Annotated in this window: 11 protein-coding genes; 7 read left to right on the top strand and 4 right to left on the bottom strand. The window is 64.0% G+C overall.

Features of this window, described 5'->3' with window-relative positions; genetic code table 11:
* The first annotated feature begins 109 nt into the window (after positions 1-109).
* Positions 110-1,366, top strand: a complete 1,257-nt coding sequence (locus AC19YX_RS13705; protein WP_500606458.1) for a metallophosphoesterase family protein — start codon at positions 110-112, stop codon at positions 1,364-1,366.
* Between the two features lie 86 nt (positions 1,367-1,452).
* On the opposite strand, the gene gbca is transcribed toward AC19YX_RS13705, so the two are convergent.
* A complete protein-coding gene (gene gbca / locus AC19YX_RS13700) occupies positions 1,453-2,748 on the bottom strand; it encodes a glycine betaine monooxygenase oxygenase subunit (RefSeq protein ID WP_201128340.1) in 1,296 nt (431 codons plus the stop codon).
* A 285-nt stretch (positions 2,749-3,033) separates the two neighbouring features.
* Between gbca and gbcB the strand changes: the two genes are divergently transcribed.
* On the top strand, positions 3,034-4,134 hold the full coding sequence (gene gbcB, locus AC19YX_RS13695) for a glycine betaine monooxygenase reductase subunit (protein ID WP_078472794.1): 1,101 nt from the start codon (positions 3,034-3,036) through the stop codon (positions 4,132-4,134).
* Between the two features lie 182 nt (positions 4,135-4,316).
* Here the strand turns inward: gbcB and AC19YX_RS13690 are convergent, their stop codons facing one another.
* The 3 genes from AC19YX_RS13690 to AC19YX_RS13680 form a co-directional block, all read right to left on the bottom strand.
* The gene (locus AC19YX_RS13690; protein ID WP_421549569.1) at positions 4,317-5,141 is read right to left on the bottom strand and encodes a nitrilase-related carbon-nitrogen hydrolase; all 825 of its coding nucleotides are present in this window, start codon (positions 5,139-5,141) and stop codon (positions 4,317-4,319) included.
* Positions 5,138-6,583, bottom strand: a complete 1,446-nt coding sequence (locus tag AC19YX_RS13685; RefSeq protein ID WP_201128337.1) for a purine-cytosine permease family protein — start codon at positions 6,581-6,583, stop codon at positions 5,138-5,140. The genes AC19YX_RS13690 and AC19YX_RS13685 overlap by 4 nt, the downstream gene beginning before the upstream one ends.
* A gap of 276 nt (positions 6,584-6,859) precedes the next feature.
* A complete protein-coding gene (locus AC19YX_RS13680) occupies positions 6,860-7,900 on the bottom strand; it encodes a threonine aldolase family protein (protein ID WP_078472797.1) in 1,041 nt (346 codons plus the stop codon).
* Positions 7,901-8,121: 221 nt separating this feature from the next.
* Here AC19YX_RS13680 and AC19YX_RS13675 point away from each other — a divergent pair, with 221 nt between their 5' ends.
* From AC19YX_RS13675 to AC19YX_RS13655, 5 genes are all read left to right on the top strand, one after another.
* A complete protein-coding gene (locus AC19YX_RS13675) occupies positions 8,122-8,862 on the top strand; it encodes a TraX family protein (RefSeq protein ID WP_201128335.1) in 741 nt (246 codons plus the stop codon).
* A 270-nt stretch (positions 8,863-9,132) separates the two neighbouring features.
* Complete coding sequence (glyA, locus tag AC19YX_RS13670) at positions 9,133-10,386, top strand: serine hydroxymethyltransferase (protein ID WP_020295378.1); 1,254 nt, start codon at positions 9,133-9,135, stop codon at positions 10,384-10,386.
* A 22-nt stretch (positions 10,387-10,408) separates the two neighbouring features.
* Positions 10,409-11,659 carry a sarcosine oxidase subunit beta family protein gene (locus AC19YX_RS13665; RefSeq protein ID WP_078472799.1) on the top strand — a complete coding sequence of 417 codons (1,251 nt, stop codon included), beginning with the start codon at positions 10,409-10,411 and terminating at the stop codon, positions 11,657-11,659.
* Positions 11,660-11,673: 14 nt separating this feature from the next.
* Positions 11,674-11,976, top strand: a complete 303-nt coding sequence (locus tag AC19YX_RS13660) for a sarcosine oxidase subunit delta (protein ID WP_020295380.1) — start codon at positions 11,674-11,676, stop codon at positions 11,974-11,976.
* Positions 11,973-14,990 (top strand): sarcosine oxidase subunit alpha, encoded by a 3,018-nt coding sequence (locus AC19YX_RS13655; protein WP_500606457.1) that lies wholly within the window; start codon positions 11,973-11,975, stop codon positions 14,988-14,990. The genes AC19YX_RS13660 and AC19YX_RS13655 overlap by 4 nt, the downstream gene beginning before the upstream one ends.
* Positions 14,991-15,020: the final 30 nt, after the last annotated feature.

The following is a 15,020-nucleotide window of genomic DNA, read 5'->3' as shown; positions in this document are numbered from 1 at the left end:
CCTGACCACAAGGCCACATCGAATCGCGTCACGGGCTATTCGACTTGCGCCTCAACGGCCGATCCCGGTGAGGCGCCTGCCCCAATGGACGATCAAGAGGGATAACGGAATGTCATTCGTCAGTCATCTGGAACATGAGTACGACCGCGTGAAAACCCGGGTCGACGGCCTGCTCGCCAGGCTCGACCTGGCCTGGAAAAAACTCAGCAATCAGCTCGACGCCGAACAACTGCAGGCGCTGGTCAACCTGTTGCAGCGCGCCCACGACCAGGCTCAGTACGCAATCATTCACGGCGAGCTGCCGCCGGGCCAGGCGCCGGTGCCGTGGGAGCTGGCCCATGGTCTGTCGTTGCTGCACTTTGGTAACGCCGCGCGCCTGCCGCAAACGGAGGCCGAGCTGCAGACCCAGGTGATGAAGGACGGCACCCTGCTGGGCTGTCGCCAATGGGAGTTGCTGGACCTGCGCTGGAGCGAGGCCCTGCTCAACTGGATCGAAAACCTGCGTAATCATGCACCCTTCGGCACGACCCCGGCGTTGATCGAAATGGCCGATGACGTGCTGCTGGACATGGCCGGGGATTGGGGCACCGGGTATTTCGACAGTGCGTCGGCGGCGCAGCGGGTGGCGGAGCTGATGCTCCAGGACAAGCCGGACTACACCATCCACCTGGGGGATGTGTATTACGCCGGGACCGGCAGCGAGGAGGGCGCTGACCTCAAGAACTGGCCCCAGGGCACCCAGGCTTCGTTCAGCCTCAACTCCAACCATGAGATGTACAGCGGCGCCCATGGCTATTTTGCCGAGATCGACGCGCTGTTTCCCAAGCAGCAGAGCACCAGCTATTTCGCCCTGTTCAATACCCATTGGCTGATCGTCGGCCTGGACTCGGCCTATGCGGCTGACGAGATGAGCCTCTATATGGACGGCAACCTGGCCCCGGCGCAGCAGCAATGGCTCCAGGACCTGGTCGCCAGCAAGGGGCAGGGACGCAAGATCATGCTGCTCAGCCATCACCAGGGGCTGGACATCACCGGCCAGACCCAGACCGCGCTCTATCAGCAAGTGGTTGCGGCCTTGGGCCGTGCGCCGGACTACTGGTATTGGGGGCACCTGCACAATGGCATCTGCTATGCGCCCCAGGGCGGCATGTACGGACGCTGCATCGGCCACGGGGCGATCCCCTATGGCCCCACCCGCGAGGTCAAAGGCAACCCCCGCGTGCAATGGTCGGAAACCCTGTCCGCGGACGACCCTGACTACCCGCAGCGGGTGCGCAATGGCTATGTGAGAGTGACGTTGCAGGGCGCAACGATCACCGAAGCGTTTGTGGGCGAGAACGGCGCCGTCAGTTGGCCGCTTGCTTGATGGGACCCGCTGCAATACAAGAGCCCGGGGGCCGGCTTACCTCGCCCCCGGGCTCTTGTATTGCGGCTTGCGGCGAGTGGCAACGTTCAGCCCTGGACCGGCACGCCCTTGAGGTAAGGCGCAGGCTCCGCGCCCAGGTTGCTCAACATGCGCTCGCTGTACCAGTCGACGAAGTTGACCACGCCAAACTCGTAGGTCTTGGAGTACGGGCCGGGCTGGTAGGCGGTGGAGTTGATGCCGCGCTGGTTTTCTTCCGCCAGGCGCCGGTCCTGGTCGTTGGTGGCGTCCCACACCTTGCGCATGCGCTCGACGTCATAGTCCACGCCTTCGACCGCGTCCTTGTGCACGATCCACTTGGTGCTGACCAGGGTTTCCTGGGCGCTGATCGGCCAGACCGTGAACACGATGATGTGATCGCCCATGCAGTGGTTCCATGAGTGCGGCAGGTGCAGGATGCGCATCGAGCCCAGGTCCGGGTTCTTGATCCGGCCCATGAGTTTGGCGCAGCCCTGTTTGCCGTCCATGGTCATGGACACGGTGCCCTTGAGCAGGGGCATGCGCACGATACGGTTGCGCAGGCCGAAGCTGGCGTGGGCGTAGGGGATCTTCTCGGCATCCCAGGCGGCGGCCGAAGCGGCCACGTGGTCCTTGAACGCCTGATCGGCCCGAGGGTCGGTGACGTCGTCCCATTCCAGCAGGGTTTTCAGCAGCTCCGGGTGCGAGGCGTTGCAGTGGTAGCACTCGCGGTTGTTTTCCAGCACCAGTTTCCAGTTGGCCTTTTCCATCAAGGTGGTTTGCACCGCCACCTTAGTGTTCTCCATGTCGTAGGGCTCCATGTAGTGGCTCAGGGTCGACAGGAAGTCATCGATCGCCGGCGGGTTCTGCGACAACGAGATAAAGATGTAGCCGCCGGCCGTCTTCACGTTCACCGGCTTTAGGCCGTACTGCTTCATGTCGAAGTCGGCGCCCATCTCGGTGCCGGCGAACAGCAGGCGGCCGTCCAGCTCGTAGGTCCACTGGTGGTAGTGGCACACCAGTTTGGCCACCTTGCCCTTTTCGCTGGTGCACAAGCGCGAGCCACGGTGACGGCAGACGTTGTGGAAGGCGTGCACCACGCCCTCGGCGCCGCGAATCACGATGATCGGGTTTTTGCCGACCTGCAGCGTGAGGTAGTTGCCTTTGGTCGGGATCTCGCAAGTCATGCCGGCGATCAACCACTCCTTCTGGAAGATCTCCTGCATGTCGATATCGAACAGTCGCTCGTCAGAGTAAAACGGCTGCGGCAGGGAAAAGGTCCGCTCGCGCTCCTGCAGCATCTGTGCAGTGGCCTTGCGTGCAGGTTCCAGCGGATCGCCCAAGCTCAGGGTTGCGGTGACGTCCATCGTTAAAGTCCTCATGGCCGTTCTGTGCGGCCGGCGAAAAGTGGCTACGGTTGGTGCTACGCAAGGCACGAAATACGGCTGTTGTCGTTGCGCCGAGTGTGCGGTCGCCAGCGCCCCGAACCTTATCCATGGGCGACATGGCCCAACCTGTTCCCGACGCGCAACCCCCGGTGATTGGGGGCTGGTCGCGATAAGCATGTGAATGTCGCAGATAGGTAAATGGGTGCTTCGTGCGTTACGCAGAATCGCCACCATGAAGCCGAGCACACGGCTATGGAGAACAGCATGTCCAACAGCTTCCTGAATCCGGTAACGACCCAGACCTGGGCCAATGGTCGGCATATCGTCCGTTGCGTCAAAGTCATCCAGGAAACCTGGGACGTGCGCACCTTCTGCTTCATGGCCGACCAGCCGATCCTGTTCTTCTTCAAGCCGGGGCAGTTCGTGACCCTGGAGCTGGAAATCGACGGCCAGCCGATCATGCGCTCCTACACCATTTCCAGCTCGCCTTCGGTGCCCTACAGCTTTTCGGTGACCATCAAGCGCGTGCCGGGGGGCAAGGTCTCCAACTGGTTGCACGACACCCTGCACGAAGGCCAGGAGCTGGCGGTGCACGGGCCGGTGGGGCTGTTCAACGCCATCGACTTCCCCAGTCCCAAGGTGCTTTACCTCAGCGGCGGGGTCGGCATTACCCCGGTGATGTCCATGGCGCGCTGGTTCTACGACACCAACGCCAATGTCGACATGGTGTTTATCCACAGCGCCCGCTCGCCCAAGGACATCATTTACCACCGCGAGCTGGAGCACATGGCGTCGCGCATCGACAACTTCAGCCTGCACCTGATCTGCGAGAAACACGGCCTGGGCGAACCCTGGGCCGGTTATCGCGGCTACCTGAACCACAAGATGCTGGAATTGATGGCGCCCGACTTCCTTGAGCGCGAAGTGTTCTGCTGCGGGCCGACGCCCTATATGACCGCGGTCAAGCGCCTGCTGGAGGCCTCGGGCTTCGACATGACCCGCTACCACGAGGAGTCATTCGGCGCGACCCCGCCCGAAGCCCGTGCCGACGCGGTGGAACAAGCCGAACAAGCGGCCGACGCGCCGGAAATCGACGTTGCCGACCTGCACCAGGTGGAATTCACCGCCTCGGGCAAGAGCATCCGCGTGGCCCCGGGTGAAACCGTGCACGCGGCTGCGGCCAAGCTTGGCCTGATGATCCCCAAGGCCTGCGGCATGGGCATCTGCGGCACCTGCAAAGTGCTCAAGCTCGGCGGCGAAGTGGAAATGGAACACAACGGCGGCATCACCGAAGAGGACGAAGCCGAAGGCTACATCCTCTCCTGCTGCAGCGTGCCAAAAGGCGACGTACGCATCGAGTTCTGATCCCAAGGACCCGATCAGGCACTCCCCCCGTGGCGAGGGCGCTTGCTCCCGCTCGGCCGCGCAGCGGTCGCAAACCCAGAGTGCACGGTCTATCTGAATAAATGGGGCGCAGCCATTAGGGCGGCTACGCCCCGGAGCGCCGGCCGACCCAGCGCGAGCAAGCTCGCTCGCCACGCAGAGGTTTAATACAAGCTCGGGCGCCGATCCAGGTGCACATGGTTATGTTCACTGATGGACTTGTGCCAGGCCTCGGCCAGGGGCAGGTCGGCCAGCAGCAGTTGCTCCCCGGTGTGGCGGTTTTTGCCCGCCAGGGGGTAGCCGTCGGCATCGACGATGGTCGAACCGCCGACCCAATTCACCCCGCGCTCCTCGCCGCTGCGATCGCAGGCGGCAATAAACATCCGGTTGACCGCCGCATTGGCCTGTACCCGAACCATTTCCCCCGGCCGCTCGCCCACCGGGCGCGGGCCGTCCGGCCAGTTCACCGGGGCGCAGAGCAGGGCGGCCCCGGCCAGGGCCGGCAGGCGCACCCATTCGGGAAACTCCAGGTCGTAGCAGATCATCAGCGCAATCGGCCCGAAGCGTGTCGCCACCACCGGCGGCGGTTCATTGCCAGGGGTGAAGATCAGGTTTTCCCGATCCCACAGGTGGGCCTTGCGGTACACCGTCAGGTTGCCTTCGGGCTCGATCAGCACCGCACTGTTGGCCACCTGGTCTTCTGTCAGGCGCTCGCAGAAGCCGGCGACAATCACCACCTGCAGTTCTTCGGCCAGGCTTTTCCACAGGCTCAGGGCCGGGCCGTCGAGGGTTTCCGCCAGTGCCAGGGCTTCCGCCAGGTCGTGGAACACGTAGCCGCTTTGCATCAGCTCCGGCAGCACCACCACCTGGGCGCCCTGGGCCGCGGCCTGGCGGATGGCGGCGGCGCTGAGCTCGCGGTTATGGGCCAGCTCGCCGACACGCGGCGCCAGTTGCTGGCAGGCGACTTTCAGGGTGTGTACCGGGTTCATGCGCTCGGGCCCTCCAGCAGGTGCTCGCTGGCGGCAATGGCCCGCTGCTCGGCAGCCAGATCAAGCCGCCGGGTCATCGCCCAATAGGCCACCCCGGCCACGGCTAGACCGATCACAAAGGCAATGTCGGCACCTTCAAGGGCCCGGGAAACCGGCCCCTGGTAAAAACTCAGGGACATGAACGGCACCATCGCCAGCAGACCGAGGAAGTACGCCACCAGGCCGGCACTGGACCATTGGCCGTAGATCCCGGCCGGGTTGAAGATATCGCCGATGGCGTAGCGCCCTTTGCGCACCACATAAAAATCGGCGAGGTTGACCGCGGTCCAGGGCACCAGGAAATACAGCATCAGCAGCACGAAGGTGTTGAAGCTGCCCAGGTAGCTCTCGGGGATATTCAGGGCGATCAGGAAGATCACCACCGCCACCAGCGAGATCCCCACCACCCGGCTCTTGAGGTTGGGTTTGATCTGCAGGAAGCCGTCGATGGCACTGATGCCGGTGAGCATGGCGCCGTAGCAGTTGACCGCCATGATGCCGATCAGCGCCGGCACCGCGATCAACACGGTAAAGGTGCCGAAGCCCGGAATCACCTGGTTGCCGACTTCACGCACGCTGCCGATGGCGTCCGGCGAGGGCAGGGCGGACGCCAGGAATGCCCCCAGGGACATCAGCCACAGCGCCGAACCGGCAGCGCCGAGGTACGTCCAGAAAATCACCTGGCGCGACGGCGTCTTGTGCGGCAGGTAGCGCGAGTAGTCGGAGACGTACACCGAGTAGCTGATCTGGTAACCGGCGGCGGCCGACAGCTGGATCAGGAACGCCGACCAGGAAAAGTGCGCGTTGGCCACGGCGGCGTCGGCCTGCAGGGTCATCAGGGCGCTGATGGTCAGCACCGCGAACACGCTGATCATCACGTAGGTCAGCCAGCGCTGCACGGTGTGCAGCAGGTCGTGGCCGATCACCGCAATGATCACCGCGAGGATGATCATCAGCGTGTACCAGGGCGCGCGGGCGCCGGGCAGCACGGTGTTGATGGCGTCGGTGGCGAGAATCACGTTGAACACGTTGAAGCCGATGTAGACAAACACCACTGCGATAAACGGCACGATGGCGCCGCGCAGGCCAAATTGCGCCCGGGACTGAATCATCTGCGGCAAACCCATGCGCGGACCCTGGTTGGCGTGAAAGGCCATGCAGAAGGTGCCCAGGCACACGCCGATGACAATCGCCAGGATCGCGTAGTGCAGGCTCAAGCCGAGGGCGGCCCCGGTGAAGCCGGTGACCATGGTGGTGAGGACGAAGTTGCCGGTGAACCAGAAGGGGCCCTGGTGCCAGACTTTGCCGTGCCGCTCGTTGCGGGGGACGTAGTCGATGGAGCGGGTTTCGATCTTGAGGGTTGACGCAGGGGCTTTGTCGGAAGCCGAGGCCAGGCTCGTCATGGGGTCGCTGCCTTGTTTTTATAGGTCGACCTTGAAGTGTCCGGGATCTGCCGGGGATGTTGAATCAGCGGCGGCAAATAATCAGTTCACGAATCTGTGAACTGATTGCAGAGCGAGGGAGCTTGCCCCCTGTGGCGAGGGAGCTTGCTCCCGCTCGGTCGCGCGGCGGCCGTAAACGCAGAGCTCGCGATCTTCCTGGAGAAATGGGGGGGGCCGCCATTGGGGCCGCTACGCGCCCCAGCGGGAGCAAGCTCCCTCGCCACGTCCGGCGTTGTATCAGGCGCTCATTACCGTGCGGATATCTGCCGCCAGTTCGCGCACGCGCTCTTCTTCGGTGTCCCAGGAGCACATGAAGCGTGCGCCGCCCTTGCCGATGAAGGTGTAGAAGCGCCAGCCCTTGGCCGTCAGCGCGGCGATGGCCGGTTCCGAGAGTTGCAGGAACACGCCGTTGGCCTGCACCGGGAACATCAGTTCCACCCCCGGGATGTCGGCCACCAGGTTGGCCAGCAGCTGCGCGCAGTGGTTGGCGTGGCGGGCGTATTTGAGCCAGGCGTCGTTTTCCAGCAGGCCGACCCAGGGCGCCGAGAGGAAGCGCATTTTCGAGGCCAGTTGCCCTGCCTGTTTGCAGCGATAGTCGAAGTCTTCGGCCAGCTTGTGGTTGAAGAACAGGATCGCCTCGCCCACCGCCATGCCGTTCTTGGTGCCACCAAAGCACAGCACGTCGACCCCGGCTTTCCAGGTCAGGTCGGCCGGCGAGCAGCCGAGGAAGGCGCAGGCGTTGGAGAAGCGCGCGCCGTCCATGTGCAGGTTCAGCCCCAGTTCCTTGCAGGTGGCGCTGATGGCGCGGATTTCTTCCGGGGTGTAGACGCTGCCGACTTCAGTGGCCTGGGTCAGGGTGACCACCCGTGGTTTCGGGTAGTGAATGTCCTGGCGCTTGAGGGCGATTTCGCGGATCGATTCCGGGCTCAGCTTGCCGTTTTCAGTGCCGGCAATCAGCAGCTTGGAACCGTTGGAGAAAAATTCCGGAGCGCCGCATTCGTCGGTTTCGACGTGGGCGGTTTCCGAGCAGATCACGCTGTGGTAACTCTGGCACAGCGACGACAGGGCCAGGGAGTTGGCGGCGGTGCCGTTGAAGGCGAAGAACACCTCGCAGTCGGTTTCAAACAGTTTGCGGAAATGATCCGAGGCCCGTGCGGTCCATTGGTCATCGCCGTAAGCACGTTCATGGCCGTGATTGGCCTGTTCCATGGCGGCCCAGGCTTCAGGGCAGATACCGGAATAGTTGTCGCTGGCGAATTGTTGGCTCTTGTCGGTCATAGCCTGCTTCCGTGATAGGTGTCCGTAATGAGGCGCCTTGGGTAAAGGGCCTCGGGTAAGGCGTTCCTGGGTAAGGAGTGCTGCACTGAAGATCGGTTGAAACACACATTGCGTAGAGGGCGCCGCACTATCGAGCGCCTGGTGGTGGGCACTTTACCCAAGATTGGCGAGGGTGCACACGTTCTGTTTATGCATGAAAAATGCACATTGCATGGAGATTTATGCCTGGGCCCACGCTGATCACACCTGCCGGCCGACGTGACGGTGCCCTGGACCTGCTCAAGTGGCTGGCGCTGCTGAGCATGGTGCTCGACCACCTGCGCTATGTGGGCTGGCAGGTGGATGTTCTCTATGTGCCCGGGCGCCTTGCGTTCCCCTGGTTTTGCCTGGCGATGGCGGCCAATCTGGCGCGGGTTGGCGTGGTCCGGGGCGAGGTGACCGGGCAGTGGCGGTATCTGGGATGGTTGCTGGTGTTCAGCCTGGTCAGCGAGATTCCTTACCGCTTGTTTATCCCCGACCCCGACACCTTGAACGTACTGCCGACCCTGGCCTTGGGGCTGTTGGTGGCCCGCGGCTGGCAGCAACGCCGGGGGACGGCGTTGTACTTGGGGGTGGCGGCTTTGGCGCTGGCGGGACTGTTCTCCGAGCGACTGATGTTCGGTGTGTTTGGCGTGCTGTTGCCCCTGGCGTTGCTGCTGGTGATTGGCCGGCCCTGGTACTGGAGCCTGTTGCCCGGGCTTGTGTGCCTGGCAGCCAATCAATGGCAGACCCTGTTCCCGGCGGCGCTGCTGGGCAATCAGGCGGCGAGCCTGGGCATTGTCAGCTGCCTGCTGGCGCCGTTGCTGGGCATCGGCCTGTTGCGCGGCGTACACCCGCATTCCGTGCCGCCGATGCGGCGTTGGGCCTACCTGCTGTATCCCGGGCACTTCCTGCTGTTGCTGGCGTTGCGCCAAGCGCTGTAGCCGCTGCCGTCAGGCTGCGCTGGCCCTATGCTGCGCCGCGACTCTTCCGGCAGATCCTCGGCGCCAGTTCCTGCCAACATCCGAACGCAGACCGAGCCTGGCGACAGCGGCTACAGGGGCGGGTGGGCCCATGTCGTAAACGCACCTTTGCGTGGCGTCCATAGGCATTTGGCCGGGCAGCGCCGGCCCTACCATCGCATCCAAAGGGCACTGTCGTGAGGCAGGCCTCACCGAGACGAAAGGCGCACCGCCGCCGCTGGGAGAGACGCGATGTTCAGCAAGCAAGACCAGATCCAGGGTTATGACGATGCGCTGCTGGCGGCGATGAATGCCGAGGAGCAGCGTCAGGAAGACCATATCGAACTGATCGCGTCGGAAAACTACACCAGCAAGCGCGTCATGCAGGCCCAGGGCAGCGGCCTGACCAACAAATACGCCGAAGGCTACCCGGGCAAGCGCTACTACGGCGGCTGCGAGCACGTGGACAAGGTCGAGGCCCTGGCCATCGAGCGCGCCAAGCAGCTGTTTGGCGCCGATTACGCCAACGTCCAGCCGCACTCCGGGAGCCAGGCCAACGCCGCGGTGTTCCTCGCCCTGTTGCAGGCCGGTGACACCGTGCTCGGCATGAGCCTGGCCCACGGCGGACACTTGACCCACGGCGCCAAGGTCAGTTTTTCCGGCAAGCTCTACAACGCCGTGCAGTACGGCATCGACACCGACACCGGCCTGATCGACTACGACGAAGTGGAGCGCCTGGCGGTCGAGCACCAGCCGAAAATGATCATTGCCGGCTTCTCCGCCTACTCCAAGACCCTGGATTTCCCACGCTTCCGGCAGATCGCCGACAAGGTCGGGGCCTACCTGTTCGTCGACATGGCCCACGTCGCCGGTCTGGTTGCTGCCGGCCTGTACCCGAACCCGCTGCCGTACGCCGATGTGGTCACCACCACCACCCACAAGACCCTGCGCGGTCCCCGTGGCGGCCTGATCCTGGCCAAGGCCAACGAAGAGTTGGAAAAGAAATTCAACGCTGCGGTATTCCCCGGCGGCCAGGGCGGCCCGTTGATGCACGTGATCGCCGGCAAGGCGGTGTGCTTCAAGGAAGCCCTGGAGCCCGGCTTCAAGACCTATCAGCAACAAGTGATCGACAACGCCCAGGCCATGGCCGGCGTGTTTATCAAACGTGGCTACGATGTAGTGTCCGGCGGTACCGATAACCACCTGTTCCTGGTCAGCCTGATTCGCCAGGGCCTGACCGGCAAGGAAGCCGATGCCGCCCTGGGCCGGGCCCATATCACCGTGAACAAGAACGCCGTGCCCAACGACCCGCAGTCGCCGTTTGTCACCTCCGGCCTGCGTATCGGCACCCCGGCGGTCACCACCCGCGGCTTCAAGGTCAGCCAATGCACTGAGCTGGCCGGCTGGATCTGCGACATCCTCGACCACCTCGGCGATGCCGATGTCGAGGCCAATGTTGCCCGCCAGGTCGCGGCCTTGTGCGCTGATTTCCCGGTTTATCGCTGAGCGCCGTTTTGGAGTAATGACTATGCAACGCTACTCGGGCTTCGGCCTCTTCAAGCACTCCCTCAGCCACCATGAAAACTGGCAGCGCATGTGGCGCACGCCGACCCCGAAAAAGGTCTATGACGTGGTCATCGTCGGCGGCGGCGGGCATGGCCTCGCCACTGCCTACTACCTGGCCAAGGAGCACGGCATCACCAACGTCGCGGTGGTTGAAAAGGGCTGGCTGGGCGGCGGCAACACGGCGCGCAACACCACCATCGTGCGCTCCAACTACCTGTGGGACGAGTCGGCGCACCTCTACGAGCACGCGATGAAACTCTGGGAAGGCCTGTCCCAGGACCTCAACTACAACGTCATGTTCTCCCAGCGCGGCGTCTACAACCTGTGCCACACCCTGCAGGACATCCGTGATTCCGAGCGCCGGGTCAGCGCCAACCGCCTCAACGGCGTGGACGGCGAACTGCTCAACACCCAGCAGGTGGCAGACGAGATTCCGTACCTCGACTGCTCGAAAAACACCCGCTACCCGGTACTCGGCGCTACCGTCCAGCGCCGTGGCGGCGTGGCTCGGCACGACGCGGTGGCCTGGGGTTTTGCCCGGGCAGCGGATGCCCTGGGCGTGGACTTGATCCAGCAGACTGAAGTCATCGGTTTTCGCAAGGAAAACGGCGTGTGCATCGGCGTCGAAACCAACAAGGGTTTTATCGGCGCCAAGCGTGTCGGCGTGGTCACCGCCGGTAACTCCGGGCACATGGCCAAGCTCGCGGGCTTTCGCCTGCCGATCGAGTCCCACCCGCTGCAAGCCCTGGTGTCGGAACCGATCAAGCCAATCATCGACAGCGTGATCATGTCCAACGCCGTGCACGGTTACATCAGCCAGTCCGACAAGGGCGACCTGGTGATCGGCGCCGGCATCGACGGCTGGGTCGGCTACGGCCAGCGCGGCTCGTACCCGGTGATCGAGCACACCATCCAGGCCATCGTCGAGATGTTCCCGGTCTTGTCCCGGGTGCGCATGAACCGCCAATGGGGCGGCATCGTCGACACCACGCCGGATGCTTGCCCGATCATCTCCAAGACCCCGGTGCCGAACATGTTCTTCAACTGCGGTTGGGGCACCGGTGGCTTCAAGGCCACCCCGGGCTCCGGCAACGTGTTTGCCGCGAGCCTGGCCAAGGGTGAAATGCACCCGCTGGCTGCGCCTTTCTCCATCGACCGTTTCCACAACGGTGCGCTGATCGATGAACACGGCGCCGCGGCCGTCGCCCACTAACAGGAGAAATCCCTATGTTGCATATCTTCTGTCCTCATTGCGGCGAGCTGCGCTCCGAAGAGGAATTCCACTCATCGGGCCAGGCCCACATCCCGCGTCCGCTGGACCCCAACGCCTGCACCGACGCCGAGTGGGGCGACTACATGTTCTTTCGCGACAACCCCCGTGGCCTGCACCACGAACTGTGGATTCACGCCGCCGGTTGCCGCCAGTATTTCAACGCCACCCGCGACACCCTGACCTACGAAATTCTTGAAACCTACAAGATCGGCACCAAGCCGCAATTCACCGCCAAGGCTGCTGGAGAGAAGGTATGAGCCAGACCAATCGGCTGTCCAACGGTGGCCGCATCGACCGCAACAAAGTCCTCAGCTTCACCTTCAACGGCCAGACCTACAAAGGCTTTGAAGGCGATACCCTGGCCGCCGCGCTGCTGGCCAATGGCGTGGACATCATCGGTCGCAGCTTCAAGTATTCGCGGCCACGGGGCATCTTCGCCGCCGGTGCCGAAGAGCCGAACGCGGTGCTGCAGATCGGCGCCACCGAAGCTACGCAAATCCCTAACGTGCGCGCCACGCAACAGGCGCTGTACCAGGGCCTGGTCGCCACCAGCACCAACGGCTGGCCCAGCGTCAACAACGACATGATGGGGATTCTCGGCAAGGTCGGCGGCAAGCTGATGCCGCCGGGCTTCTACTACAAAACCTTCATGTACCCGCAATCGTTCTGGATGACCTACGAGAAGTACATCCGCAAGGCTGCCGGCCTGGGCCGCTCGCCGACCGAGAACGACCCGGACAGCTACGACTACATGAACCAGCACTGCGACGTGCTGATCGTCGGCGCCGGCCCTGCCGGCCTGGCCGCAGCCCTGGCCGCGGCGCGCAGCGGGGCGCGGGTGATCCTGGCGGACGAACAGGAAGAATTCGGCGGCAGCCTGCTCGACAGCCGCGAAAGCCTGGACGGCAAGCCCGCAGTGGATTGGGTGGCCACGGTGATCGCCGAACTCAAGGCGCTGCCGGATGTGCTGCTGTTGCCACGGGCCACGGTCAATGGCTACCACGACCATAATTTCCTGACCATTCACGAGCGCCTCACCGACCACCTCGGTGATCGCGCGCCCATCGGCCAGGTGCGCCAGCGTATCCACCGTGTGCGCGCCAAGCGCGTGGTGCTGGCCACTGGCGCGTGCGAGCGGCCGCTGGTCTACGGCAATAACGACGTGCCGGGCAATATGCTGGCCGGCGCGGTGTCGACCTACGTTCGCCGTTACGGCGTGGCCCCGGGCAAGAAACTGGTGCTGAGCACCAATAACGACCATGCCTACCGCGTGGCCCTGGACTGGCTCGACGCCAGCCTGCAGGTGGTGGCCATCGCCGACGCCCGCAGCAACCCGCGCGGCGCGCTGGTGGAAGAGGCCCGGGCCAAGGGCATTCGCATCCTCACCGGCAGTGCGGTGATCGAAGCCCGTGGCAGCAAGCACGTGACGGCCGCGCGAGTGGCGGCAATTGATGTCAAGGCGCACACCGTGACCAGCCCCGGCGAGTGGCTCGATTGCGACCTGATCGCCAGCTCCGGTGGCTACAGCCCGGTGGTGCACCTGGCCTCGCACTTGGGCGGCAAGCCGACCTGGCGTGAAGACATCCTGGGTTTCGTACCCGGCGAAGCACCGCAAAAGCGCGTGTGCGTCGGTGGCATCAATGGCGTCTACGGCCTGGGCGATTCCCTGGCCGACGGTTTTGAAGGGGGCGTGCGCGCCGCCAGCGAAGCCGGGTTCAAGACCGTGGAAGGGGTGTTGCCCAAAACCCTGACCCGTCTCGAAGAAGCGACCCTGGCGCTGTTCCAGGTGCCCCATGAAAAAGGCACCTCGCGGGCGCCCAAGCAATTTGTCGACCTGCAAAACGACGTCACCGCCGCCGCCATCGAACTGGCCACCCGCGAAGGCTTCGAGTCGGTGGAGCACGTCAAGCGCTACACCGCTCTCGGTTTTGGCACCGACCAGGGCAAGCTCGGCAACGTCAACGGCCTGGCGATTGCCGCGCGCTCGCTGAACGTCAGCATTCCGCAGATGGGCACCACCATGTTCCGTCCCAACTACACGCCGGTGACCTTCGGTGCTGTGGCGGGTCGGCACTGCGGGCACATTTTCGAGCCGGTACGCTTTACCGCGCTGCATCACTGGCACCTGAAAAACGGCGCCGAGTTCGAAGACGTCGGGCAGTGGAAGCGCCCCTGGTACTTCCCGAAAAACGGCGAAGACCTGCACGCCGCCGTCAAGCGCGAATGCCTGGCCGTGCGCGACAGCGTCGGCCTGCTGGACGCCTCGACCCTGGGCAAGATCGACATCCAGGGCCCGGACGCCCGCGAGTTTCTCAACCGCATCTATACCAACGCCTGGACCAAGCTCGATGTGGGCAAGGCGCGCTACGGCCTGATGTGCAAGGAAGACGGCATGGTCTTCGACGACGGCGTGACCGCCTGCCTGGCCGACAACCACTTCCTGATGACCACCACCACCGGCGGCGCGGCGCGCGTGTTGCAGTGGCTGGAGATCTACCAGCAGACCGAATGGCCGGAGCTCAAGGTGTACTTCACCTCGGTCACCGACCACTGGGCGACCATGACCCTGTCCGGGCCCAACAGCCGCAAGCTGCTGAGCCAGGTCACCGACATTGACCTGGGCAACGAAGCCTTCCCGTTCATGACCTGGAAGGAAGGCCTGGTCGGCGGTGTGCCGGCGCGGGTGTTCCGTATCTCGTTCACCGGCGAGCTGTCGTACGAAGTCAACGTCCAGGCCGACTACGCCATGGGCGTGCTGGAGAAAATCGTCGAGGCCGGCAAGGCCTACAACCTGACCCCCTACGGCACCGAGACCATGCACGTGCTGCGGGCCGAGAAGGGCTTCATCATTGTCGGCCAGGACACCGACGGCTCCATGACCCCGGACGACCTGAACATGGGCTGGTGCGTGGGGCGGACCAAGCCGTTCTCGTGGATCGGCTGGCGCGGGATGAACCGTGAAGACTGCGTGCGCGATCAGCGCAAGCAACTGGTGGGCCTCAAGCCGATCGATCCGACCCAATGGCTGCCGGAGGGCGCGCAACTGGTGTTCAACACCAAGCAGGCGATCCCGATGAGCATGGTCGGCCACGTCACCTCCAGCTACGCCCACAACTCCCTGGGGTATTCGTTTGCCCTGGGTGTGGTCAAGGGCGGCCTCAAGCGCCTGGGCGAGCGGGTCTTCGCGCCCCTGGCCGATGGTCGCGTGATCGAGGCGGAAATCGTGTCTTCGGTGTTCTTCGACCCCAAGGGCGATCGCCAGAACGTGTAGCCGTGAGCCTTGCCCGGTTCGCCGGGCAAG

The organism is Pseudomonas sp. MF09150 (assembly GCF_059862355.1).
Note: the sequence above shows the minus strand (reverse complement) of the source record. Positions and strands in the feature narration are given on the sequence as shown.

Coding starts and splice junctions, on each gene's coding strand:
- AC19YX_RS13705 (WP_500606458.1), top strand. CDS start 110: ATGTCATTCGTCAGTCATCTGGAACATGAGTACGACCGCGTGAAAACC.
- gbca (WP_201128340.1), bottom strand. CDS start 2,748: ATGGACGTCACCGCAACCCTGAGCTTGGGCGATCCGCTGGAACCTGCA.
- gbcB (WP_078472794.1), top strand. CDS start 3,034: ATGTCCAACAGCTTCCTGAATCCGGTAACGACCCAGACCTGGGCCAAT.
- AC19YX_RS13690 (WP_421549569.1), bottom strand. CDS start 5,141: ATGAACCCGGTACACACCCTGAAAGTCGCCTGCCAGCAACTGGCGCCG.
- AC19YX_RS13685 (WP_201128337.1), bottom strand. CDS start 6,583: ATGACGAGCCTGGCCTCGGCTTCCGACAAAGCCCCTGCGTCAACCCTC.
- AC19YX_RS13680 (WP_078472797.1), bottom strand. CDS start 7,900: ATGACCGACAAGAGCCAACAATTCGCCAGCGACAACTATTCCGGTATC.
- AC19YX_RS13675 (WP_201128335.1), top strand. CDS start 8,122: ATGCCTGGGCCCACGCTGATCACACCTGCCGGCCGACGTGACGGTGCC.
- glyA (WP_020295378.1), top strand. CDS start 9,133: ATGTTCAGCAAGCAAGACCAGATCCAGGGTTATGACGATGCGCTGCTG.
- AC19YX_RS13665 (WP_078472799.1), top strand. CDS start 10,409: ATGCAACGCTACTCGGGCTTCGGCCTCTTCAAGCACTCCCTCAGCCAC.
- AC19YX_RS13660 (WP_020295380.1), top strand. CDS start 11,674: ATGTTGCATATCTTCTGTCCTCATTGCGGCGAGCTGCGCTCCGAAGAG.
- AC19YX_RS13655 (WP_500606457.1), top strand. CDS start 11,973: ATGAGCCAGACCAATCGGCTGTCCAACGGTGGCCGCATCGACCGCAAC.